The following is a 20,615-nucleotide window of genomic DNA, read 5'->3' as shown; positions in this document are numbered from 1 at the left end:
TGGAGCCGACAATCTCCTTTTCGAGGTCCAGATTCTTCGAGGCAAGACATGAGCGATGCACAGACGACGCAGATTCCCGTAACCGTCCTCACCGGCTATCTCGGCGCCGGCAAGACGACGCTGCTCAACCGCATCCTCTCGGAAAACCATGGCAAACGCTATGCCGTCATCGTCAACGAATTCGGCGAGATCGGCATCGACAATGAGCTGATCGTGGAATCCGATGAGGAAATCTATGAGATGAACAATGGCTGCGTCTGCTGCACGGTGCGCGGTGACCTGATCCGCGTCGTTGAAGGCCTGATGCGCCGGCCCGGCCGTTTCGATGCCATCGTGGTCGAAACGACCGGCCTCGCGGACCCCGTGCCGGTGGCGCAGACCTTCTTCATGGACGACGATGTGCGCTCCAAGACCAAGCTCGATGCTGTGGTGACATTGGTCGACGCCAAGCACCTGCCGCTGCGGCTGAAAGATTCCCGCGAAGCCGAGGACCAGATCGCCTTTGCCGATGTCGTCGTGCTCAACAAGACCGATCTGGTGACGCCGGAGGAGCTCGCCAAGGTCGAGGCGACCATTCGCGCGATCAACCCGGCGGCCAGGATCCATCGCACGACGCGCGCCGGCGTGGCACTGTCGGAGGTTCTCGATCGCGGCGCCTTCGATCTTGCCCGGGCTCTCGAGAACGATCCGCATTTCCTCGAGGCACATGACGATCATCATGATCATGACCACGACCATCACGATCACGACGGCCATGATCACCACCATCATGACCATGATGGGCATGACCATCATCATCATGATCACGCCCACCCTTCCGACATCCATGACGTGACGGTACAGTCAGTGTCGCTGCGCGGCGGCGAGATGGACCCGAAGAAATTCTTCCCGTGGATCGAGAAAGTCACCCAGATGGAAGGCCCGAACATCCTGCGGTTGAAGGGCATCATCGCGCTCAAGGGTGACGACGAGCGCTATGTCATCCAGGGCGTGCACATGATCATCGAGGGCGACCACCAGCGCGCCTGGAAGGATGGCGAGAAGCATGAGAGCCGGCTGGTGTTCATCGGCCGCGAACTCGACGCCGAGCGGCTGAGGAACAGCTTCGAGGCCTGCCAGGTGTAGCGGCGGGACTACTCGATAGGGAGCAGGCGATGCCCAGATCCACCGACAGCGAAACGGAGCCTGACGCCGAGATCGCCATCGATGCGGTCGAGTTGGTGAAGGCATCTGCTCCCGATTTCGCGCGTATCCTCGATCTGTTGGACCACCCGCCCAACCCCAACGCCAGGCTGCGGGCGGCGATAGCGGCCTTGCCAGATATTCTGTAACGCTTTCGTCCTGACACGAGGAGCCGATCGTGATCGGACATCCTCCAGCGCCTTGCGACTGCCAGCCGCTTGCCGGGGCGGGAAACGTCGAGTAAGCCCCCTGAGCCAACTTTCAATTTCGTCCTGTTGAACAACGACAATCATGCCCACAGTCGCCCCTCTAGATCTCGAAGGCCACTGCGTCGCTGCCGTCTTCCTCGACGACGTGCCGCATTTCGCGCTGGCCGACGGCACAGTCCACCGGCTGGACCATGGCCACAAGACCGTGCAAGCCAATGACGGGCTGCTCGCTGCCTTCCATGATGCGGCTAACGACCGGCTGATCACTGGCGGCGAGGACGGCAAGGTCTTTGCCATTGCCGCTGGCGGCAACGCTGCGGAATTGGCGAGCGCCGGCAAGAAGTGGATCACCAGCGTCGCCGCCGGGCCGCAAGGCGCCATCGCCTTCGCCTCGGGCAAGACCGCCTATGTACGCTTTGCCGATGGCAAGACGAAAGAGTTTGCGCATCCGCGCTCGGTCGAGGGACTGGCGTTTTCGCCGAAAGGCATGCGCTTTGGCGTCGCCCGCTACAACGGCGCGACGCTGCATTTTCCGGCGGCCGAGGGCAAGCCGGTCGAGCTCGAATGGGCCGGCGCGCACACCGGCATCACCTTCTCGCCGGACGCCGCCTTCCTCGTCACCACGATGCAGGAGAACGCCCTGCATGGCTGGAAGCTCGCCGACGGCAAGCACATGCGGATGAGCGGCTATCCCGGCAAGGTCAAAAGCCTGTCGTGGAGCGTCAAGGGCAAATGGCTGGCGAGTTCCGGCGCGCCGGCGGCGATCGTCTGGCCGTTTTCGAGTAAGGACGGCCCGATGGGCAAGGCGCCGCTGGAGCTCGGCACGCGCGGCAACGCCATGGTGACCACGGTCGCCTGCCATCCAAGCCAGGATGTCGTGGCCGTCGGCTATGACGACGGCATGGTAATGGCGGTGCGCTTTGCCGACGCCAAGGAGGTGCTGCTGCGCCGGCCGGGCAAGGGCGCCATCACCGCGATGATGTGGGACAGGCAAGAGCGCCGTGTTGTCTTCGGCAGCGCGGCCGGCGACTGCGGCGTCATCGATATCTCCGCCTAGTTCGAGAAAAGTTATTCGGCTCCACAGGATACCTTGCCTTTGAGTTCAACCGGCTTGCCGTCCTTGTCCGCGTCCGCCGCGGCGTCATAGATAGCCAGCGTATATTGGCCGTCATAGACGCCCTCGTCGCCGGCCTTGGTCAGGATCGTCAGTTCGACAGAGCTGTAGGTGTCTGCGACCTGGTGCTCGCGGTAGATGTTCAGCCGCAATTCCTTGCCGTCGAGCCAGTATTGCGCCAGGTTTGAATCCTCAAAGACCGTCTTGCGCCGACTGTCGCCGGCCGGTCGGGCCTTGATTTCGAGATCGCCGCGAAAATTGAAGGTCGGCCCGCCCATGCCCCTTGTAACGCCGGCCTCGACCTGAAATTCCACGGCCGTATCGTCGGCGGAACACCAGATGCCGCCGCTCGCGAAGGCCGTGCCGACCGACGACAGCAGCACTGTTACGCAGATGATTCCCCGCATTTTCTTCCCCCAAGCCACGAACCCTGTCCCATTGACGCCGGAAGGCGATCCGGGGTCAAGCATCAGTTCTCTTCAGTCGCTGAACTATTGCAGGGTCGCGCGGCCAATTGCGGTTCCGGATGCCAACTGGCTAGAATGACGCACGAGAGAGAACCCTCATGGATACGATCGACCATTCGAAGACCGCGGCCGGCGGCATCAGCGCCGCCCGCATCGCTGAGCTGCGCAAGGTAGAGGCTGCAGTCTTCCGCCAGGCGCGGCCGAAATCGGCGGCAAAGGTCGGCAACGGCCTGCCCGGCTTCTTCGGCGGCGTGCCGATGCACTGGATGAACGACTGGCCGACGCCGTTTCCAATCCTGGTCGAAAGCGCCAAAGGCGCCACGATCACCGATATCGACGGCAACCGGCTGGATGATTTCTGCCTTGGCGACACCGGCTCGATGTTCGGCCATTCGCCGCCGCCGGTCGCCCGCGCCATCCGCCGGCAGGCCGGACGCGGCTTGACCTACATGCTGCCCAGCGAAGATGCGCTGGCCATCGGCCCGCTGCTGCAACAGCGCTTCGGCCTGCCTTTCTGGCAGATCGCGACGACGGCGACCGACGCCAACCGCTTTGCGCTGCGTGTTGCCCGCGCCGTCACCGGCCGCGAGAAGATCCTGGTCTTCAACGGCTGCTATCACGGCTCCGTCGACGAGACGATGGTGCGGCTGGTCGACGGCAGGCCGGCCAACCAGCCTGGACTGGCCGGTGAATTTCGCGACCTGACAAGGGCGACCGAAATCATCGAGTTCAACGACCTGCCGGCGCTCGAGGCCGCGCTCCGGACCAGGGATATCGCCTGCGTCATCACCGAGCCGGTGCTGACCAATTCCTGCATGGTGCTGCCAGAACGCGGCTTCCACGATGCGCTGCGGCGGCTCACAAGTGCGGCTGGTACGCTGCTTCTGATCGACGAGACGCACACGATCTCGACCGGCCCCGGCGGTTACACCAGGGCATATGGGCTGGAGCCGGACCTGTTCGTATTGGGCAAGCCGATCGCCGGCGGCGTGCCGGCCAGCGTGTGGGGGATGAGCGAGGACGTTGCCACGCGCTATGCCGCCTATAACAAGGTGAAGGAGCCGGGCTATTCAGGCATGGGCACGACGCTGTCGGGCAATCCGCTGCAATTCGCGGCGATGCGCGCCACGCTGGAAGAGGTGATGACCGACGAGGCCTACAGCCATATGGATCATTTGGCGCGACGGCTCGACGCCGGGCTGACCGCCGTCATCGACCGCTACCGCCTGCCCTGGCATGTCGCCCGTGTCGGCGCACGCGTCGAGTTCATCTGCGCGCCCGGCCCGCTGAGGAATGGCGGCGAAGCGGAAGCGGCGCATGCGCCCGAACTCGAAGCGGCGATCCATGTCGCGCTGGTCAATCGCGGCGTGCTGATTGCACCCTTCCATAACATGATGCTGATCTCGCCGGCGACGAGTGCGGCCCAGGTGAACCGGCTGACCACCGCCTTCGCGGCGGTTGCGGCCAGGCTCACGGCGTGAGACAAGCTTGCAGCATGAGAGAAGCACGCAAGCCAGATTTGAGTTCCATAGTGACGTCGCCTTCGGGTTCCACGCCCGCCGAGGCGCGAACCTTTCTCGACGCCCATCCCGAGATCGAAGCCTTCGATATCGTGCTGACCGACGCCAACGGTGTCGGGCGCGGCAAGATCGTGCGCCGACACGAGCTGATGAGCATCTTCGAGGGCGGCCGGCACATGCCGATCTCGATCCTCGGCCTCGATATCACCGGCGAGGACGTGCACGAGACGGGGCTGATCTGGACGACCGGCGACGGCGATCTCAGGGCATGGCCGATCCCCGGCACGCTGGTGCCGCTGTTCGGTACGCAGCCGCCGCGCGGCCAGGTGCTGATGGCGATGTACCATCTCGATGGCCAGCCGATGTCGTCGGATCCACGGCTGGCGCTGGCCAGGCAGGTGGACATACTGGCGGCCAAGGGGCTCTATCCGGCCGGCGCCTTCGAGCTCGAATTCTTCCTGCTCGCCAACGACCGGGATGGCGACGGCAAAGTGCAGCCGGCGAACGCCGTGCTCGACGGCCGCCGCTCGGCCAAGACCGAGGTCTATTCCGTCGATCATCTGCACGGCATGGAGCCGCTGTTCTCCGACATCTACGCCGCGGCCAGGGCGCAAGGCATTCCGGCCGAGACTGTCATTTCCGAATATGCGCCGGGCCAGTACGAATTGACGCTCAACTACCGCAAGGATGTGATGCGGGCGGCCGACGACCTCGTCATGCTGAAGCGGCTGGTGCGGGCACAAGCGCGCCGTCACGGCGTCACCGCCTGCTTCATGGCCAAGCCGATCGAGAAATATGCCGGCTCCGGCATGCATTTCCACGTCTCGCTGCAGGACAAGGTGGGCCGGAACGTCTTTGCCGAAGCCGGTGGCGAGAGCTGGTCGCTGCCGTTGCTGCAGGGGCTCGGCGGTCTCATCCAGACCATGGCGGAATCGATGCTGGTGTTCGCGCCACACGCCAATTCATGGCGACGCTTCGTTTCGCAATCCTACGCCCCGGTGGCACCGACCTGGGGCGTCAACAACCGTTCGGTGGCGCTGCGCGTACCGGCGGGCGATGCCAAAAACCGCCGCATCGAGCACAGGCCATCGGGCGTCGACGCCAATCCCTATCTGGTAGCGGCGACTGTGCTGGCCGGAATCGTCAAGGGCCTCGACGAAGGGCTCGATCCCGGCCCCGAAACCACCGGCAATGGCTACGAATCGGCAATCACGCGCACAACGATGCCGGTGGACTGGCGTGCCGCGATCGAGGCGGCGAGAGCGTCGACTTTCCTGAAAGGCGCGCTCGGTGAAGATCTGCACCGGACATTCGTGGCGATCAAGCAATCCGAATATCTGCGCGTCGCGCGCACGGTCAGCGAACTGGATTACCACCTCTATCTGCACGAAGTGTGAGGGGAAGCCTCGCGACTTCAGCGAACGAGTATCGCCCGGAGATCGTTGACATTCGTGCCGGTCGGGCCGGGCACAAAGAGATCGCCTGTCGCATTGAACGCCATCCAGGCATTGTTGCCGGCAAGCATGGCCTTGGCATCGATACCTGCTGCTCTCATCCGCGACACCGTCGAACCGTCGGCAAAGGCGCCGGCATTGTCCTCCGAACCGTCGATGCCATCGGTGTCGGCGGCCAGTGAGTGGATGCCTTGTGTGCCGTTGATGCCGATGGCGAAGGCGAGCAGGAACTCCGAGTTGCGGCCGCCCTTGCCTTTGGCCCGCAAAGTCACCGTGGTCTCACCGCCGGACAGGATGAGCACCGGCTTCGGAAATGGCCGGTTGCGCGTTGCCACCTCTCGCGCGATGGCGGCATGGACGCCGCCGACCTCGCGCGCTTCGCCCTCGATGGAATCTGACAGGATGACCGCCTCGACGCCCTGGCGCCTGGCTTCCGCAGCCGCCGCTTCCAGTGATACACCTGCCGAGGCGATCAGATGCACTTCATTGCGCGAAAAGCGCGGATCGTCGGCGCGCGGCGCATCGGCAGCCGGAGAATTGATATGCGCCATGACGGAAGCCGGCAATTTCATGCCATAGGCGGCGATCGATGCCAGCGCATCCTCGCGGCTGCCGGCATCGGGAACGGTCGGACCGGATGCGACCATCGCCGGATTGTCGCCAGGGATATCGGATACCACCAGCGACACCACTTTTGCCGGATAGGCAGCGGCGGCCAGCCGCCCGCCCTTGATGGTGGAAACATGCTTGCGGATGGTGTTCATCAACGCGATCGGCGCGCCCGAGGCGAGCAGCGCCTCGTTGACGGCGATCTCGTCGGCCAGCGTCAGGCTGCCGGCCGGGGACGGCAGCAGCGCCGAGCCGCCACCCGAAATCAGCGCCACGACCAGGTCGTCCTCAGTCAACCCCTGGACCTTCGCCAGCAGGCGACGCGAGGCTTCCAGGCCTGCAGCGTCCGGCACCGGATGCGCTGCCTCGATGATCTCGATGCGCTCGCATTTCGCGCCATAGCCGTAGCGGGTGACGACCAGTCCATCGATCGGCCCGTCCCAAGCTTTCTCGAAAGCCGCCGCCATCTGCGCCGAGCCTTTTCCCGCGCCAACGACGATTGTGCGCCCCTTTGGCTTTGCCGGCAAATGATCCCTGATGGTTCGTTCGGGATCGGCGGCGGCGACAGCGGCATTGAAGATCGAGGTGAGGAAGGTTTTGGGGTCGATCTCTGTCATTTTGCTTCCGGCGGCAATGTCAGATCACGCCCGTCAAGGCCGAGATGCTCGCATAGCGCATCGATAACGACGCCATGGTCCTCGCGTTCGGGCAGGCCGGAGACGGCGATCACACCGACGACGCCGGCGCCCTTGACCGTTATGGGAAAGCCGCCGCCGGCCAGCACATAGTCTGCAATATCCAGCCCTTCGCCGACCTTGAAGCTGCGCTCGGGGCGCTGCTGCTCCAGAACCATGCGATAGGTGCTCCTCAGATAGCGCCGCACCACATTGATCTTGCGCCGCGCCCAGTCCGGATTGGAGGCATTCGAGCCAGGCATCGCGGCATAGAACAGCGGCCGGTCGAAGGTTCTGATATCGACGATGATAGGCAGGTCTTCCCTGAGCGCCCGATCGCGGATCGCCGAGCCGAGCTTGAAGGCGACGGCCTCGTCGAAGGCGGGGAAGACGAGCGTGGCTTCCTGTTTCTTGATCAGAGCGATGTCGTCCGCAACGGCCATGTCGTTTCCCTGTCAATTTCGCCGCACGCTTTGACCGATGGCTGCCGCCAGGTCAAGCGATCAGTAGGGAGAGTGCTAAGCCGCCATGTCGCTCTTCGCCGCCCGGCCTGCGACATAGACCTCGCGCACGGCGCGGTCGTCACCCATCGTCTGCAGGAGAAACAGTTCCTCCGCCAGAGTCTCAATGGTTTCCATCCTAAGCCGCATCGCTGGCGTGGCCCGCGCGTCGAGCACGACGATGTCGGCGTCGGTGTTCAGGTCCAGCGTGCCGACCATTTCCACGACCGACAGCGCCTCGGCATTGCCGCGGGTGAGCTGCCAGAAGGACTGGAACGGATTGAGCTTCTCGCCGTTCAGCGCGATGACCTTGTAGCCCTCGTCCATGGTGCGCAGCATCGAATAGTTGGTGCCGCCGCCGACATCGGTGGCGGCGGCGATACGAAGTGCCTTGTCACGCCTGCGGTGGCGCTGATAGTCGAACAGGCCAGAGCCAAGGAACAGGTTCGATGTCGGGCAGAAGACGGCAATCGAGCCCGAGTCCGAAATCGCATCGGCCTCCCGTTCCGACAGATGGATGCAGTGGCCGAGCAGACTCCTTGTACCCAGCAGCCCATAATGTTCGTAGATGTCGGTGTAGTCGCGCGACCAGGGGTAGAGATCCTGCGTAAAGGCAATCTCGGCGTGGTTTTCCGACAGATGCGTCTGCATGTGCAGGTCGGGATGCTCGCGGCAGAGCGCGCCCGCCATCTCCAGTTGTTCGGGCGACGAGGTGATGGCGAAGCGCGGCGTGATGGCATAAAGCTGGCGCCCCTTGCCATGCCACTCGGCGATCAGCGCCTTGGTGTCGTCATAGCCCGATTGCGGCGTGTCGAGCACGCCTTCAGGCGCATTGCGGTCCATCATCACCTTGCCGGCGATGTTGAGCATGTTGCGGTGATGCGACTCGGCAAAGAACGCCTCGGCCGAGGCCTTGTGCACCGAGCAATAGGCGGCGACCGTCGTCGTGCCATGGCGCACCATCTCGTCGAGGAACAACCTGGCGATGCGACGGCCGTGCTGGGCGTTCTGGAATTTTGTTTCCTCGGGAAACGTGTAGGTGTTCAGCCAGTCAAGCAGTTCGGCGCCATGGGAGGCAATGACCTGCATCTGCGCAAAATGCACATGCGCATCGATAAAGCCCGGCAGCAGCAGATGCGGCCGGTGGTCGATTCTTTTGACCCCTTGGCTGGCCTGTTTTTCGACCTCGGCATAGGCGCCGGCAGCGACGATCCGGCCGTCGCGGATCAGCAGACCGCCATCCTCCTCGTAGCGCCAGGCGGTATGATCGTCGATGGTCTCGGGCCAGCGCAAGAAGGACAGCGTGCGGCCGCGCAGCAGTATGGATGTCATGCTATTTCCCTGCGCCCTCGAACCAGCTCACCAGCAGCGCCCGCTCTTTATCGCTGATCTCGGTGACATTAGCCGGCGGCATGGCGTGGCTGCGACCGGCTTGCAAATAGATTTCGCGGGCATGCTTGGCGATGGCTGCGTCGGTGTCCAACACGACACCTTTCGGCGCCTGGTAGACGCCCTCGTAGACCGGCTCCTGCGCATGGCACATCGAGCAGCGGCCAAGCACAATATCGCGCACGGCTGGGAAATCCGCCGAAGCGATATAGACCTCTGCTGCCGAGGACGCCTTGGCCTCGCCGGTCAGCACCTTGGGCGCCGTCGACAGCCAGATGATGATGACGAACAGGATGGCAGCGGCGAGCCAGGTCCAGGTCGGGTTGCCCTTGCGCGCATGGACGGTGTTGAAATAGTGCCGGATCAAAACGCCGATGATGAACACCAGCGAGGCGATGACCCAGTTGAATTCGGTGGCGAATGCCAACGGGTAATGGTTCGAAAGCATCAGGAACAGGACAGGCAGCGTCAGGTAATTGTTGTGGAGCGAGCGCTGTTTGGCGATCTTGCCGTATTTCGGATCAGGTTTCCTGCCAGCGATCAGGTCGGCGACGACGATCTTCTGGTTTGGAATGATGACCATGAAGACATTGGCCGACATGATCGTGGCGGTGATGGCGCCGAGATGCAGGAAGGCGGCGCGGCCGGTGAACAGATGGGTGAGCCCCCAGGCGATGAACACCAGTACGCCATAGAGTACCAGCATCAGGCCGGTGTCGCTTTTTCCCAATGGAGATCGGCAGAGCAGATCGTAGACCACCCAGCCGACGCCGATGGTGGCCAGCGACAGCAGGATGCCTGTAGGCACCGACATTGGCAGCACATTCGGGTCGATCAGGAACAGGTCGGCGCCGGCGTAGTAGACGACGCACAGCATGGCGAAGCCCGACAGCCAGGTGGCGTAGGATTCCCATTTGAACCAGGTCAGATGTTCGGGCATTTCGGCCGGCGCCACCAGATATTTCTGGATGTGGTAGAAGCCGCCACCATGCACCTGCCATTCCTCGCCGAAGGCACCGACGGGCATGCCCGGACGCTGGCGCAGGCCAAGATCGAGCGCGACGAAGTAGAAGGACGAGCCGATCCAGGCGATGCCGGTGATGACGTGCAACCAGCGCACGGCAAAACTCAGCCAGTCCCAGAAAATCACGAAATCCATCATTGAAGTCGTCCCTGCCGATCAGGTGACTTTACGGTGTGGAGCGCAAACGGAAAGAGGCGAGGTGTACGATGACTTTCAAAAAAAATTGGAAAATACTAAGGTCATCTCACGCAGCCGCATGAGAGCCACGAAGCCGCATGGCCTATCTCGACAACATCGCCGTCTTCGTCCGCGTCGTCGAGCTAGGCAATCTCTCGGCGGCGGGTCGCGACATGCGCATTTCGCCGGCGGTCGCCTCCAACCGCATCAAGGAGTTGGAGAAGCATCTTGGCGTCAGGCTGTTCAACCGCACGACCAGGCAATTGATGCCGACCGAGCATGGCACGGTTTTTTATTCGGGCGCCAAGCAGGTGCTGGAAGCGATCACCGAGGCGGAAGCCGCGGTCAGCGCCTTGTCGGGCCAGCCGCGCGGGACCATTCGCGTCACGGCGCCCCTGGGTCTTGGCCGCAGGCTGGTGGCGTCAGGCATTCCCGATTTCCACGACAAATACCCTGATATCGAGGTACGGCTCAGGCTTTCCGATCACAATGTCGACATCATGAAGGAAGGCATCGATGTCGCCTTCCGGCTGGGCATCATCGAGGATTCCAGCCTCAGGATGCGCGGCATCATGGAATGCGAGCGGGTTCTGGTGGCGGCGCCGAAATATCTGGAGGCGCGCGGCGAACCGGCCGAGCCGCAGGAATTGATCGGCAAAAAGCACGACTGCCTGATGCTGCGCTATTCCGGTGCGCGCGAATATGTGTGGACGCTGCAGACGGCAGACGGGCCGCGGAAGTTCGAGGTGCACGGCCCCTACGACACCGACGATGGCGATGTGCTGACCGGCTGGGCGCTGTCGGGCCGCGGCATCATCAACAAGCCGCGTTTCGAGGTCGAGCCATTCATCCGCGACCGGCGGCTGAAGGTGATCCTCGCCAACACGCCGCCGACACCGGTGCAGTTCGCCGCGGTCTATCCGCACAAGAAGCTGCAGGATCCAAAGGTGCGGCTTTTGCTCGACTTCATGGCCGAACGCTGCCAGCGCCTGATCAAGGATATTCTGGCCGGCAAGTGAAGGGCTCCTGGCCCATTCGACGGGGTTGCCTTACACGGAGGCGGACTTAGGTTCGCATACACCGCCTATGGCGATGGCTGCGCGATCCATGGCGGCCGACCATCCCTGACGAGCAAGACCACAATGCATCTCGCCGTTTCGCTCAACATTGCCGCTGCAGCCGGGCAGGCCACCCAGCTGACTTTCAGCGACATAGCCAGCTTTGTCCGGCAGTTGGAAGCGGTTGGGCTGGATATGGTTGTCCTTGCCGACGGCGTGCCTGGCAACGGCGGATCGAGAAGCCCGTTCGAAGCAACGACCTTGCTGGCGGCACTGGCGACGGTGACAAGCAGGATCGGCCTCGTTGCAGCGACCTCGACGGTCGCGCACCAGCCCTACAATCTGGCGCGCCGCTTTGCTTCGCTCGACATTATCAGCCACGGCCGCGTCGGCTGGAACGCGACCATGGCTCAAGATCCGCGCGAGGCAGCCCATTTCAGCCGGCCGGAAGGGTTTTCGCCGGAGGAGTTCCGCCGGCGCGCGGAAGAATTCATCGGCATCGTCCAAGGCTTGTGGAAGGGCTGGGATGCGGATGCGCTGCTGTTCGACAAGGCCGGCGGTCGCTTCCACGACCCGGAAAAGATGCATCTGCTCGACCACAAGGGCGAGTTTTTCTCGGTGCGTGGGCCGCTCAATGTGGCGCGCTCACCGCAGGATACACCGGTGCTGGTGATGTCCGGCCTGGCGGAGGCCGACCACGATTTCGCCGCCCGTGCCGCCGACGTCATTCTGCTCGATGAAGGACCGTCGGCGGGCGCAAAGGCGGACGATCTGAGACGCCGGGCGCTTGTCGCCGGGCGCCGCGCGGACACGCTGAAAGTGCTGATCACCGTCGCCGCTCAAAGGCTGGAAGCGTCGCTCGGCCCCGAAGGCTGCGATGGCTTCAACGTGGTCTTGCCGGCTGACCTTTCGGCGCTCGACGATTTTGCCGACCGCGTGCTGCCGGAGCTTCGCCATCGGGACCTGCCACGGCCCGAAGGCACGACGCTGCGCGCGCATCTCGGGCTTGGCGGGAGCGACAGGCCATGAGCGCGAGCAAAAGGCAGATGAGGCTCGGCGCCTTTCTGTGGGCGACGGGCCACCACATCGCCGCCTGGCGCCACCCACAAGCGCATGTCACGGCGGGCGTCGACATCGACCACTACACCCAGTTGGCGCGCACGGCTGAAGCGGCGAAGTTCGACATGATCTTCTGCGAGGATGCGGCCGGCCTGCGCGAAGCCAATGTCGGCATCGCCAGCCAGACCTCGCGCTCGATCGGCTTCGAGCCTATCAGCCTGCTTGCCGCGCTCGCCGTCCAGACCGAGCGCATCGGCCTCGTCTCCACGGCGTCTACCAGCTACAACGAGCCCTACGGGCTGGCACGGACCTTTTTGTCGCTCGACCATCTGAGTGGCGGACGGGCCGGCTGGAACCTGGTCACCTCGGCCAGCCCCATCGAAGCCGCCAATTTCGGCTCGATGGGCCTGCGCCCGCATGCCGACCGCTACGAGCGGGCGCGTGAATTCGCCACCGTGGTCGCAGGCCTCTGGCAAGGCACGGATGGCCTCGACCATGACGGCCAGAGCTTTTCGGTGAAGGACGCACTGGATCTGCCGCGTTCGCTGCAGGGCGCGCCGGTGATGGTTCAGGCTGGCGCCTCGGACGTTGGCCGGGACCTCGCTGCCCGAACAGCCGACGTCGTCTTCACCGCGGCGCAGACTTTCGAGGAAGCGAAGGCCTTCTACGACGATCTCAAGGGGCGGCTGGCGGCCTATGGGCGCGAGCCGGACGACATCAAGATCATGCCGGGCGTCGCGCCGATGGTGGCCGAAACGGAAGCGGAAGCCCGCGAGAAATATGAGGAATTGCAGGAGCTGATCCCCGACGAGGTCGGCGTGGCGCTGCTCTCCAGCTATCTAAGCATCTCCGACCTCTGGCGCTATCCGATCGATGGACCGCTGCCGGAACTGCCGGAGAGCGAAGGGATGAAGAGTCGGCAGGCGCTGGTTGTCGAGCAGTCGCGCCGCGACGGTCTTTCCATCCGCCAGCTTGCCCGCCATTTCGCCGGCGCGCGCGGCCATTGGCGGATCGTCGGAACGCCTGCCCAGATCGCCGACGAGTTGCAGGCCCGCTTCGAAGGCGGCGCTGCAGACGGCTTCAACGTCATGCCGTCCTGGTTCCCCGGCGAGCTCGATGCCTTCTGCGCTCTGGTCGTGCCGGAATTGCAGCGGCGCGGGCTGTTCCGCGTCGAATATGAAGGCTGCACACTACGCGAGCATCTCGGCCTGAAGCGGCCGATGTAGGGGCGCACAAGTGCGCCGACATCCTCCGCCGCTGGCTCATAAAAACCCGGCTAAATAATCGAGGTTACTCGGCCATCGCCTTTCCGTGGAAGGCCGATGCCGACGGCGAAGCGCTATGGGAGACCAGCGCCGTCATGATCTCGGCGGCGGCGAGCGCGGCGATCACTTCCGGGCGCTTGTCCTTGACCGCATCGCCGCCGATCGGCGAGACGAGGCGAGCGAATTCCGCCTCGTTGCCTTCCGCTGACTTCAGGAACCAGTTTCTGAACGTCGCTTTCTTGGTCTTCGAGCCGATCATGCCGACATAGGCGGTATCGTTGCGCTTCAGCGCCTCGGCGACGATCAGGAAATCGAGAGCGTGGTCGTGGGTGAGGATGGCGAAGGCAGATCCTGCCGGCGCCTCGCGCACCACGGCCTCTGGCATCGGCGTCAGCTTGGTCTCGACCGTTTCCGGCATGCCTTCCAGCGCATCCGCGCGAGTCTCGACAACGATGGCATGCACCGGCAAAAGGGCGAGTGCCGAGGCCAGTGCCTGACCGACATGGCCGCCGCCAAAGAGGTAGACGTGAGGCAGATGCGCCTCCTCGGCTTCGGCGTTGCGGATGAGCGCGGCCTCCATGCCCGCGTCGAGCTGCCGTATCGACACCTCGACCCTGCCACCGCAGCATTGGCCGATTTCCGGCCCGAGCGGAATGTCGAGCGTAGCGCAAGTATCCCTCCCCCTTGAGGGGAGGGTGGCGGCGAAGCCGTCGGGTGGGGTCGGGTCGACTGGGCTCGACGTTCTGGCGGTGCCTTCTGCGATGACACCCTCTGGCCGCTTCGCGGCCATCTCGAGGGAGGAGAAAAGCAGCTGCCGCGCCTTGTCGATCGCCATGTATTCCAGCTGACCGCCACCGATCGTGCCCAATGCCGCCGATGCCGAGACCAGCATGAAGGCGCCCTTCTCGCGCGGCGTCGAGCCCTTGGTCGCCGCCACTTCGACCAGCGCGACCCGGCCCTGGCCGGCAAGGAAGTCTTTCAGGCTTTGCACTTTCGAGTTCATCATCTGCATTCCCAACTGGGAACTCTGGGAAATATAGAGTTTTTCGGCCTGATTTGCACGTTCTTGCCGGAGTCAGGCCCTGGCCTTCAGCCGCTCGATCGCCATCAGCACCTGTTCCGGCGTCGCTGGTGCGTCGAGGCGTGGGCACACCTTATGATCGGCAACACTCGCCACCGCGTCCGACAGCGCATGTAGCACCGACATGCCGAGCGGGAACGGCGGCTCGCCGACGGCCTTGGAGCGATGCACGGTCGGTTCATGCGCTTCCGGCCAGTCGGCCAGCGTGACGTTGAAGATCTTCGGCCGGTCCGAGGCCAGGGGGATCTTGTAGGTCGACGGCGCATGGGTGCGCAACCGGCCCTTGGCGTCCCACCAAAGTTCCTCCGTCGTCAGCCAGCCCATGCCCTGAATGAAGCCGCCTTCGACCTGGCCGAGGTCGATGGCGCGGTTCAGCGAGCGGCCGGTCTCGTGCAATATGTCGGTGCGTTCGACCATGTATTCGCCGGTCAGCGTGTCGACCGACACTTCCGAGCATGAGGCACCATAGGCGAAATAATAGAAGGGGCGGCCTTGGCCCTTGTCGCGGTTCCAGTGGATTTTCGGCGTCTTGTAGAAGCCCGCAGCCGATAGCTGGATACGGGCCATATAGGCCTGCTTGACGAGATCGGCGAAGGAGATTTCCTGATTGCCGATGCGCACCCGGTTGGGCAGGAACAGCACCTGATCGCGCGGCACCTGGTATTTTTCGGCGGCGAAATCGGTCAGCCGATCCTTGATCTGCCGGGCAGCGTTCTGCGCCGCCATGCCATTGAGGTCGGAGCCGGAGGACGCGGCGGTGGCCGAGGTGTTCGGCACCTTGCCGGTGGTCGTGGCGGTGATCTTGACCTGGTCGAGATCGATCTGGAACTCTTCCGCCACCACTTGTGCCACCTTGAGGTAGAGGCCCTGCCCCATCTCGGTGCCGCCATGGTTCAGATGTACCGAACCATCGGTGTAGACATGCACAAGCGCGCCGGCCTGGTTGTAATGCGTGGCGGTAAACGAGATGCCGAACTTGACCGGCGTCAGCGCCAGGCCGCGCTTGATGAAGCGGCTGTTAGCGTTGAAGGCTTCGATGGTCCGGCGACGACGTGTATAATCCGAGCTGGCCTCCAGCTCGGCGACGATGCGGTGGATGATGTTGTCCTCGACCGTCTGGTGATAGGGCGTGATGTTGCGATCACTCGTGCCGTAAAAGTTCTGCTTGCGGATTTCGAGCGGGTCCTTGCCGACGGCAAAGGCGACCTCGTCGATGACGCGCTCGGCGCCGACCATGCCTTGCGGGCCGCCGAAGCCGCGGAAGGCGGTGTTGGACACAGTGTTGGTGTAAAGCGGCGCCGACTGCGCATGCACCGCCGGCCAGAAATAGGTGTTATCGCAGTGGAACAGGGCGCGGTCAGTGACCGGGCCGGACAGGTCCGACGAGAAGCCGCAGCGCGCCGCGAACATGAAGTCGACGCCGAGGATGTTGCCATCGTCGTCAAAGCCAACCTCGTAGTCGACGAGAAAATCGTGGCGCTTGCCGGTGGCGATCATGTCGTCGTCGCGGTCGGGCCGGATTTTTACCGCGCGGTGGTGCCGTTTGGCAGCTATTGCGGCGAGCGCGGCGAACTGGTTGCCTTGCGTTTCCTTGCCGCCGAAGCCGCCGCCCATGCGGCGGATTTCCACCGTGATGGCGTTGCTCGGCACGCCGAGCGCGTGGCTGACCATATGCTGGACTTCGCTCGGATGCTGGGTCGAGGAATAGATGGTGACATCCTGGTCCTCGCCGGGAATGGCCATGGCGATATGGCCTTCGAGATAGAAATGCTCCTGGCCGCCGATGCGCATCTTTCCCTTGAGCCGGCGCGGTGCCGCCTTGATCGCCGCGGCGGCATCGCCGCGCTTCAGCGTCAGAGGCGGCGTGACGAGTTTGTCCTTTCGGGGATCGAGTTCGCCAATGTCGGTGACAAAAGAGAGTTCCTTGTACTCGACCTTGGCCAGCCTGGTGGCGCGGCGCGCCTGTTCGCGCGTCTCGGCGATGACGCAGAAGATCGGCTGGCCGTAGAACTGCACCTTGCCGTCGGCGAGCACCGGCTCGTCGTGACGGCCGGTCGGCGAAATGTCGTTCTCGCCGGGTACATCCTTGGCCGTGAGCACGTCGACGACGCCGGGGGCGGCGCGCACCGCCGACAGGTCCATCTTCGTGATTGTGGCGTGCGTGGCACTGGAAAGCCCGAGGCAGCCATGCAGCGTGCCTGCCGGTTCCGGCATGTCGTCGATATAGATGGCGGTGCCACTGACATGCTTGTGCGCGGAATCATGGCGCTGGTCGGTGGCGACGCCGCCCTTGATCTTCTGCGCTTTGAGGTTGGGGGTGTGCTTGGTCATTGAACAACCCCGGCCTTCAACATCATCGTTGCCATCTCACGCCGCCTCGTATCTTGAAACCTGGATCGGCGCCTTGGTGCCGGTGGTCTCGGCAAAGAAGCGCAGAAGAAGATTGCGCGCCGCCAGCGCCCGGTATTCAGCACTTGCCCGCATGTCGGTAAGCGGCGTGAAGTCCCTGGCGTATTCAGCCATCGCGGCTTCTACGGTTGCCTCCGTCCACGGTTTGCCGAGCAATGCCTTCTCGACCGCGAAAGCCCGCTTCGGTGTTGCCGCCATGCCGCCGTAGGCGATGCGGATATCGGCCACGCTGCCGTCCTTGGCTAGCGTCAGGCAGAAGGCGCCGAGGGCCGCGGTGATATCCTCGTCGCGGCGCTTGGTGATCTTGTAGACGGCAAACTTTGTGCCCTTGGCCGGCACCGGCACATGCACGGCCTCGACGAATTCGCCTGATAGCCGGTCCTGCTTGCCATAGGCGATGAAGAAATCTTCGAGCGGGATCGTCCGCCGCTTCTTGCCGCGACGCAATGTGAGCTGCGCCCCGAGCGCGATCAGCGGCGGCGGCGTGTCGCCGATGGGCGAGCCGTTGGCGATGTTGCCGCCGATCGTGCCCATGTTGCGCACCTGATCGCCGCCGATGCGGTCGAACAGCGGGCCGAGCGCCGGGATGCGCTTTGACAGCAGCGCGAAGGCGTCGCTGTAGGTAACGCCGGCGCCGATCGAAATGACGCCGTTCTCCTCGGAAATCGTGCACAGCCCTTCGAGATTGCCGATGAAGATCGCCGGCGCAATATCGCGCATATGCTTGGTCACCCAAAGGCCGACATCGGTCGAACCGGCGATGATGGTGGCGCCTGGCTCCTTGTCGAGCACGCTGGCCAGATCGTCGGCGTCGGCCGGCACGACCAGCCGCTGCTTGCCTGCGCCGATCTCGACGCGCGACCCGTCCCTCATCGCCGCGAGCCTGATCATGATTGCCTTGCGTTCCGCCGCCAGCGGATCCTTGGCCGCCTTGCCGTAGCTGGAGATGGCTCGTGCCGCCCGCACGATCGCCTCGTAGCCGGTGCAACGGCAGAGATTGCCCTGCAGCGCCTTTTCGATGGCCGCATCCGACGGCTCCGGCGAGCGCATCCATAGCGCGTAGAGCGACATGACGAAGCCCGGCGTGCAAAAGCCGCATTGCGAGCCATGGAAATCGACCATTGCCTGCTGCACGGGGTGCAGCCTGTCTCCATCGCAGCGCAGATGCTCAACGGTGACGACATGGGTGCCGTCGAGCGAACCGAGAAAGCGGATGCAGGCATTGACGCTCTCATAGATCAGCCTGCCGGCCGAAAACCTGCCGACCAGCACAGTGCAGGCGCCGCAATCGCCTTCGGCGCAGCCTTCCTTGGTGCCGCGTAGCGCACGGTTGAGTCTGAGCCAGTCGAGCAAGGTCGCGTCGGGTGCGACAGTCGTCAGCGCCACATCCTCACCGTTCAGGATGAAGCGTATCTCGTTGCGGATTCTGACTTTGGCCACCTCTCAGCTCCCCCTGTAGGTAGAATAACCGTAGGGCGAGATCAGCAGCGGAACATGATAGTGCACCGGCTCGGCCATGCCGAAGCGGATCGGCACGCTGTCGAGAAAGGCCGGCTCCGGCAGTTTTGCTCCCTGACGGCGCAGATAGTCGCCGGCGGCAAAGACCAGCTCGTACTCGCCGTTGCGGAAGTCAGCGCCGGCAAGCAGCGGTGCGTCGCAGCGGCCGTCATTATTGGTCACCACTGTCTTCAGATGCGTGCGCGTATCGCCGTCGAGACGGTAGAGTGCAATCGACAGGCCTGCCGCCGGGCGGCCGGTCGCGGTGTCGAGAACATGGGTCGTCAGACGCCCGCCATCGGCTTTCGACGTTTCTGCCACTGGCCGCCTCCCATCTCGGTACAATCGAACATAGTGATGAATTGTGCGCCAATTAAAGGCGATGCATAAGTCCCGGTCGAGCGGAGCCCGACAAAAACACTTTCAAAAATTTTCGGGGGAATGCGCAAGCAACCCTTTCGACTATCCTCATCACAACATCCGGCAGGAGCGACAATGCGTTACGAACGGGACATGCGCGGCTATGGGCCCAATCCGCCCGATCCGAAATGGCCCGGCGGCGCGCATGTGGCGGTGCAATTCGTCGTCAACTATGAGGAGGGTGGCGAGAACTGCGTGCTGCATGGCGACAAGGCCTCGGAAGCCTTCCTGTCCGAGATCGTGGGGGCTGCCCCTTGGCTCGGCCAGCGCCACTGGAACATGGAATCGATCTACGAGTATGGCGCCCGCGCCGGTTTCTGGCGGCTCCACCGCCTGTTCACCGAGGCACAAGTGCCGGTGACCTGCTACGGCGTCGCCACCGCGTTGGCGCGTTCGCCCGACCAGGTCGGGGCAATGCAGGAGGCCGGCTGGGAGATCGCCTCGCACGGGCTGAAATGGATCGACTACCGGGACCATCCGCCAGAGGACGAGCGCCGCGACCTGGCAGAGGCGATCAAGCTGCACTACGAGGTGACCGGCGCGCGCCCAACCGGCTGGTACACCGGCCGCACCTCGGTCAACACGGTGCGGCTGGTGGCCGAGGAGGGCGGCTTCGATTATGTGTCGGACACCTATGACGACGAGCTGCCCTACTGGTTCGAGCATGATGGAGCCGAAAAGCCGCAACTTATCATCCCCTATACGCTCGACGCCAACGACATGCGTTTCGCCACGCCGCAAGGCTTCAACTCTGGCGACCAGTTCTTTGCCTATCTGAAGGACAGTTTCGACACGCTCTATGCCGAGGGCAAAGAAGGGCGGCCGCGCATGATGAATATCGGGCTGCACTGCCGGCTCGTCGGCCGTCCGGGTCGGGTCGCGGCGCTGAAGCGCTTCGTCGATTACGTCAAATCGCACGACAAGGTGTGGCTGGCGCGACGCATCGACATCGCCAGGCATTGGCGCGAGATGCATCCGTACCGGCCCGCGGCATTGCGCCCGTCGAAAATGGAATTCGAGGCCTTCGTCCATGCTTTCGGTGGTGTGTTCGAGCATTCGCCCTGGATCGCCGAGCGCGCCTATGAGCTGGAACTCGGCCCGGCGCATGACAGCGCCGGCGGTCTGCACAATGCGCTCTGCCGGGTCTTCCGCGCGGCTACAGAGGCAGAGCGGCTCGCGGTGCTCAACGCCCATCCGGACCTTGCCGGCAAGCTGGCAAAGGCCAAGCGGTTGACGGCAGAGTCGGCGAAAGAGCAAGCATCCGCCGGGCTCGATGCGCTGACCGACAAGGAGCGCGAACTGTTCTCCAAGCTCAACGCCGCCTACGTCACCACTTTCGGCTTTCCCTTCATCATCGCGGTGAAGGGAAAGACCAAGCAAGAAATCCTGGCGGAATTCGAGACGCGCATCGGCAACAGCCGCGGCGCCGAATTCGATGCCGCCTGCAAACAGGTCGAGCGCATTGCGCTGCTTCGGCTGAGAGACATGCTGCCGCAATAGGTTTGAA

General features: G+C 63.7%; 18 protein-coding genes. 9 read left to right on the top strand and 9 right to left on the bottom strand.

Features of this window, described 5'->3' with window-relative positions:
- The first annotated feature begins 48 nt into the window (after positions 1 to 48).
- From OHD62_RS03385 to OHD62_RS03375, 3 genes are all read left to right on the top strand, one after another.
- Entirely contained in the window at positions 49 to 1,125 is a 1,077-nt protein-coding gene (locus OHD62_RS03385; protein ID WP_263780953.1) for a CobW family GTP-binding protein, read from the top strand.
- Positions 1,126 to 1,154: 29 nt separating this feature from the next.
- Positions 1,155 to 1,331, top strand: a complete 177-nt coding sequence (locus tag OHD62_RS03380; RefSeq protein WP_263780952.1) for a DUF1778 domain-containing protein — start codon at positions 1,155 to 1,157, stop codon at positions 1,329 to 1,331.
- 142 nt (positions 1,332 to 1,473) lie between these two features.
- Positions 1,474 to 2,448, top strand: coding sequence for a WD40 repeat domain-containing protein (locus OHD62_RS03375; RefSeq protein WP_263780951.1), 975 nt, complete (start codon positions 1,474 to 1,476; stop codon positions 2,446 to 2,448).
- Between the two features lie 11 nt (positions 2,449 to 2,459).
- On the opposite strand, the gene OHD62_RS03370 is transcribed toward OHD62_RS03375, so the two are convergent.
- Positions 2,460 to 2,912: a hypothetical protein gene (locus tag OHD62_RS03370; protein ID WP_263780950.1), complete on the bottom strand. Its 453-nt coding sequence runs from the start codon at positions 2,910 to 2,912 to the stop codon at positions 2,460 to 2,462.
- A gap of 158 nt (positions 2,913 to 3,070) precedes the next feature.
- Between OHD62_RS03370 and OHD62_RS03365 the strand changes: the two genes are divergently transcribed.
- Both OHD62_RS03365 and OHD62_RS03360 read left to right on the top strand, forming a co-directional pair.
- Positions 3,071 to 4,453, top strand: coding sequence for an aspartate aminotransferase family protein (locus tag OHD62_RS03365; protein WP_263780949.1), 1,383 nt, complete (start codon positions 3,071 to 3,073; stop codon positions 4,451 to 4,453).
- A gap of 14 nt (positions 4,454 to 4,467) precedes the next feature.
- Positions 4,468 to 5,889: a glutamine synthetase family protein gene (locus tag OHD62_RS03360; protein ID WP_263780948.1), complete on the top strand. Its 1,422-nt coding sequence runs from the start codon at positions 4,468 to 4,470 to the stop codon at positions 5,887 to 5,889.
- 17 nt (positions 5,890 to 5,906) lie between these two features.
- Here OHD62_RS03360 and OHD62_RS03355 read toward each other — a convergent pair whose 3' ends face one another.
- The 4 genes from OHD62_RS03355 to OHD62_RS03340 form a co-directional block, all read right to left on the bottom strand.
- Positions 5,907 to 7,172: a glycerate kinase gene (locus OHD62_RS03355; RefSeq protein WP_263780947.1), complete on the bottom strand. Its 1,266-nt coding sequence runs from the start codon at positions 7,170 to 7,172 to the stop codon at positions 5,907 to 5,909.
- Complete coding sequence (locus OHD62_RS03350; RefSeq protein ID WP_263780946.1) at positions 7,169 to 7,672, bottom strand: heme-degrading domain-containing protein; 504 nt, start codon at positions 7,670 to 7,672, stop codon at positions 7,169 to 7,171. Before OHD62_RS03350 ends, OHD62_RS03355 begins: the two co-directional genes overlap by 4 nt.
- A gap of 75 nt (positions 7,673 to 7,747) precedes the next feature.
- The gene (gene guaD / locus OHD62_RS03345; protein WP_263780945.1) at positions 7,748 to 9,061 is read right to left on the bottom strand and encodes a guanine deaminase; all 1,314 of its coding nucleotides are present in this window, start codon (positions 9,059 to 9,061) and stop codon (positions 7,748 to 7,750) included.
- A 1-nt stretch (position 9,062) separates the two neighbouring features.
- Complete coding sequence (locus tag OHD62_RS03340) at positions 9,063 to 10,280, bottom strand: urate hydroxylase PuuD (protein WP_263780944.1); 1,218 nt, start codon at positions 10,278 to 10,280, stop codon at positions 9,063 to 9,065.
- A gap of 137 nt (positions 10,281 to 10,417) precedes the next feature.
- On the opposite strand from OHD62_RS03340, the gene OHD62_RS03335 reads away from it, so the two are divergent.
- The 3 genes from OHD62_RS03335 to OHD62_RS03325 all read left to right on the top strand — a co-directional run bounded on the left by OHD62_RS03335 (position 10,418) and on the right by OHD62_RS03325 (position 13,662).
- The gene (locus tag OHD62_RS03335; protein WP_008872565.1) at positions 10,418 to 11,338 is read left to right on the top strand and encodes a LysR family transcriptional regulator; all 921 of its coding nucleotides are present in this window, start codon (positions 10,418 to 10,420) and stop codon (positions 11,336 to 11,338) included.
- A gap of 123 nt (positions 11,339 to 11,461) precedes the next feature.
- Positions 11,462 to 12,406, top strand: a complete 945-nt coding sequence (locus OHD62_RS03330) for an LLM class flavin-dependent oxidoreductase (protein ID WP_263780943.1) — start codon at positions 11,462 to 11,464, stop codon at positions 12,404 to 12,406.
- Positions 12,403 to 13,662: an LLM class flavin-dependent oxidoreductase gene (locus tag OHD62_RS03325; protein WP_263780942.1), complete on the top strand. Its 1,260-nt coding sequence runs from the start codon at positions 12,403 to 12,405 to the stop codon at positions 13,660 to 13,662. Before OHD62_RS03330 ends, OHD62_RS03325 begins: the two co-directional genes overlap by 4 nt.
- 64 nt (positions 13,663 to 13,726) lie before the next feature.
- Here the strand turns inward: OHD62_RS03325 and xdhC are convergent, their stop codons facing one another.
- The 4 genes from xdhC to uraH form a co-directional block, all read right to left on the bottom strand.
- A complete protein-coding gene (gene xdhC / locus OHD62_RS03320; protein ID WP_263782283.1) occupies positions 13,727 to 14,704 on the bottom strand; it encodes a xanthine dehydrogenase accessory protein XdhC in 978 nt (325 codons plus the stop codon).
- Between the two features lie 72 nt (positions 14,705 to 14,776).
- Positions 14,777 to 17,113 (bottom strand): xanthine dehydrogenase molybdopterin binding subunit, encoded by a 2,337-nt coding sequence (xdhB, locus tag OHD62_RS03315; protein ID WP_263780941.1) that lies wholly within the window; start codon positions 17,111 to 17,113, stop codon positions 14,777 to 14,779.
- 36 nt (positions 17,114 to 17,149) lie between these two features.
- Entirely contained in the window at positions 17,150 to 18,631 is a 1,482-nt protein-coding gene (gene xdhA / locus OHD62_RS03310; protein ID WP_263780940.1) for a xanthine dehydrogenase small subunit, read from the bottom strand.
- Positions 18,632 to 18,634: 3 nt separating this feature from the next.
- On the bottom strand, positions 18,635 to 19,009 hold the full coding sequence (gene uraH / locus OHD62_RS03305) for a hydroxyisourate hydrolase (RefSeq protein ID WP_263780939.1): 375 nt from the start codon (positions 19,007 to 19,009) through the stop codon (positions 18,635 to 18,637).
- 174 nt (positions 19,010 to 19,183) lie between these two features.
- Between uraH and puuE the strand changes: the two genes are divergently transcribed.
- Positions 19,184 to 20,608: an allantoinase PuuE gene (puuE, locus tag OHD62_RS03300; RefSeq protein ID WP_263780938.1), complete on the top strand. Its 1,425-nt coding sequence runs from the start codon at positions 19,184 to 19,186 to the stop codon at positions 20,606 to 20,608.
- Positions 20,609 to 20,615: the final 7 nt, after the last annotated feature.

This window comes from Mesorhizobium sp. YC-39, from assembly GCF_025753795.1.
GTDB lineage: Bacteria > Pseudomonadota > Alphaproteobacteria > Rhizobiales > Rhizobiaceae > Mesorhizobium.
The sequence above is the reverse complement of the archived record's forward strand: the minus strand, read 5'-3'. Positions and strand labels throughout refer to the sequence as shown.

Excerpts from the sequence above, each read along its gene's own strand:
- OHD62_RS03325 (WP_263780942.1), top strand. The coding sequence starts at position 12,403 with ATGAGCGCGAGCAAAAGGCAGATGAGGCTCGGCGCCTTTCTGTGGGCG.
- OHD62_RS03330 (WP_263780943.1), top strand. The coding sequence starts at position 11,462 with ATGCATCTCGCCGTTTCGCTCAACATTGCCGCTGCAGCCGGGCAGGCC.
- xdhC (WP_263782283.1), bottom strand. The coding sequence starts at position 14,704 with ATGAACTCGAAAGTGCAAAGCCTGAAAGACTTCCTTGCCGGCCAGGGC.
- OHD62_RS03380 (WP_263780952.1), top strand. The coding sequence starts at position 1,155 with ATGCCCAGATCCACCGACAGCGAAACGGAGCCTGACGCCGAGATCGCC.
- puuE (WP_263780938.1), top strand. The coding sequence starts at position 19,184 with ATGCGTTACGAACGGGACATGCGCGGCTATGGGCCCAATCCGCCCGAT.
- OHD62_RS03370 (WP_263780950.1), bottom strand. The coding sequence starts at position 2,912 with ATGCGGGGAATCATCTGCGTAACAGTGCTGCTGTCGTCGGTCGGCACG.
- OHD62_RS03340 (WP_263780944.1), bottom strand. The coding sequence starts at position 10,280 with ATGATGGATTTCGTGATTTTCTGGGACTGGCTGAGTTTTGCCGTGCGC.
- OHD62_RS03360 (WP_263780948.1), top strand. The coding sequence starts at position 4,468 with ATGAGAGAAGCACGCAAGCCAGATTTGAGTTCCATAGTGACGTCGCCT.
- OHD62_RS03350 (WP_263780946.1), bottom strand. The coding sequence starts at position 7,672 with ATGGCCGTTGCGGACGACATCGCTCTGATCAAGAAACAGGAAGCCACG.
- xdhB (WP_263780941.1), bottom strand. The coding sequence starts at position 17,113 with ATGACCAAGCACACCCCCAACCTCAAAGCGCAGAAGATCAAGGGCGGC.
- guaD (WP_263780945.1), bottom strand. The coding sequence starts at position 9,061 with ATGACATCCATACTGCTGCGCGGCCGCACGCTGTCCTTCTTGCGCTGG.
- OHD62_RS03335 (WP_008872565.1), top strand. The coding sequence starts at position 10,418 with ATGGCCTATCTCGACAACATCGCCGTCTTCGTCCGCGTCGTCGAGCTA.
- OHD62_RS03365 (WP_263780949.1), top strand. The coding sequence starts at position 3,071 with ATGGATACGATCGACCATTCGAAGACCGCGGCCGGCGGCATCAGCGCC.
- OHD62_RS03385 (WP_263780953.1), top strand. The coding sequence starts at position 49 with ATGAGCGATGCACAGACGACGCAGATTCCCGTAACCGTCCTCACCGGC.
- OHD62_RS03375 (WP_263780951.1), top strand. The coding sequence starts at position 1,474 with ATGCCCACAGTCGCCCCTCTAGATCTCGAAGGCCACTGCGTCGCTGCC.
- OHD62_RS03355 (WP_263780947.1), bottom strand. The coding sequence starts at position 7,172 with ATGACAGAGATCGACCCCAAAACCTTCCTCACCTCGATCTTCAATGCC.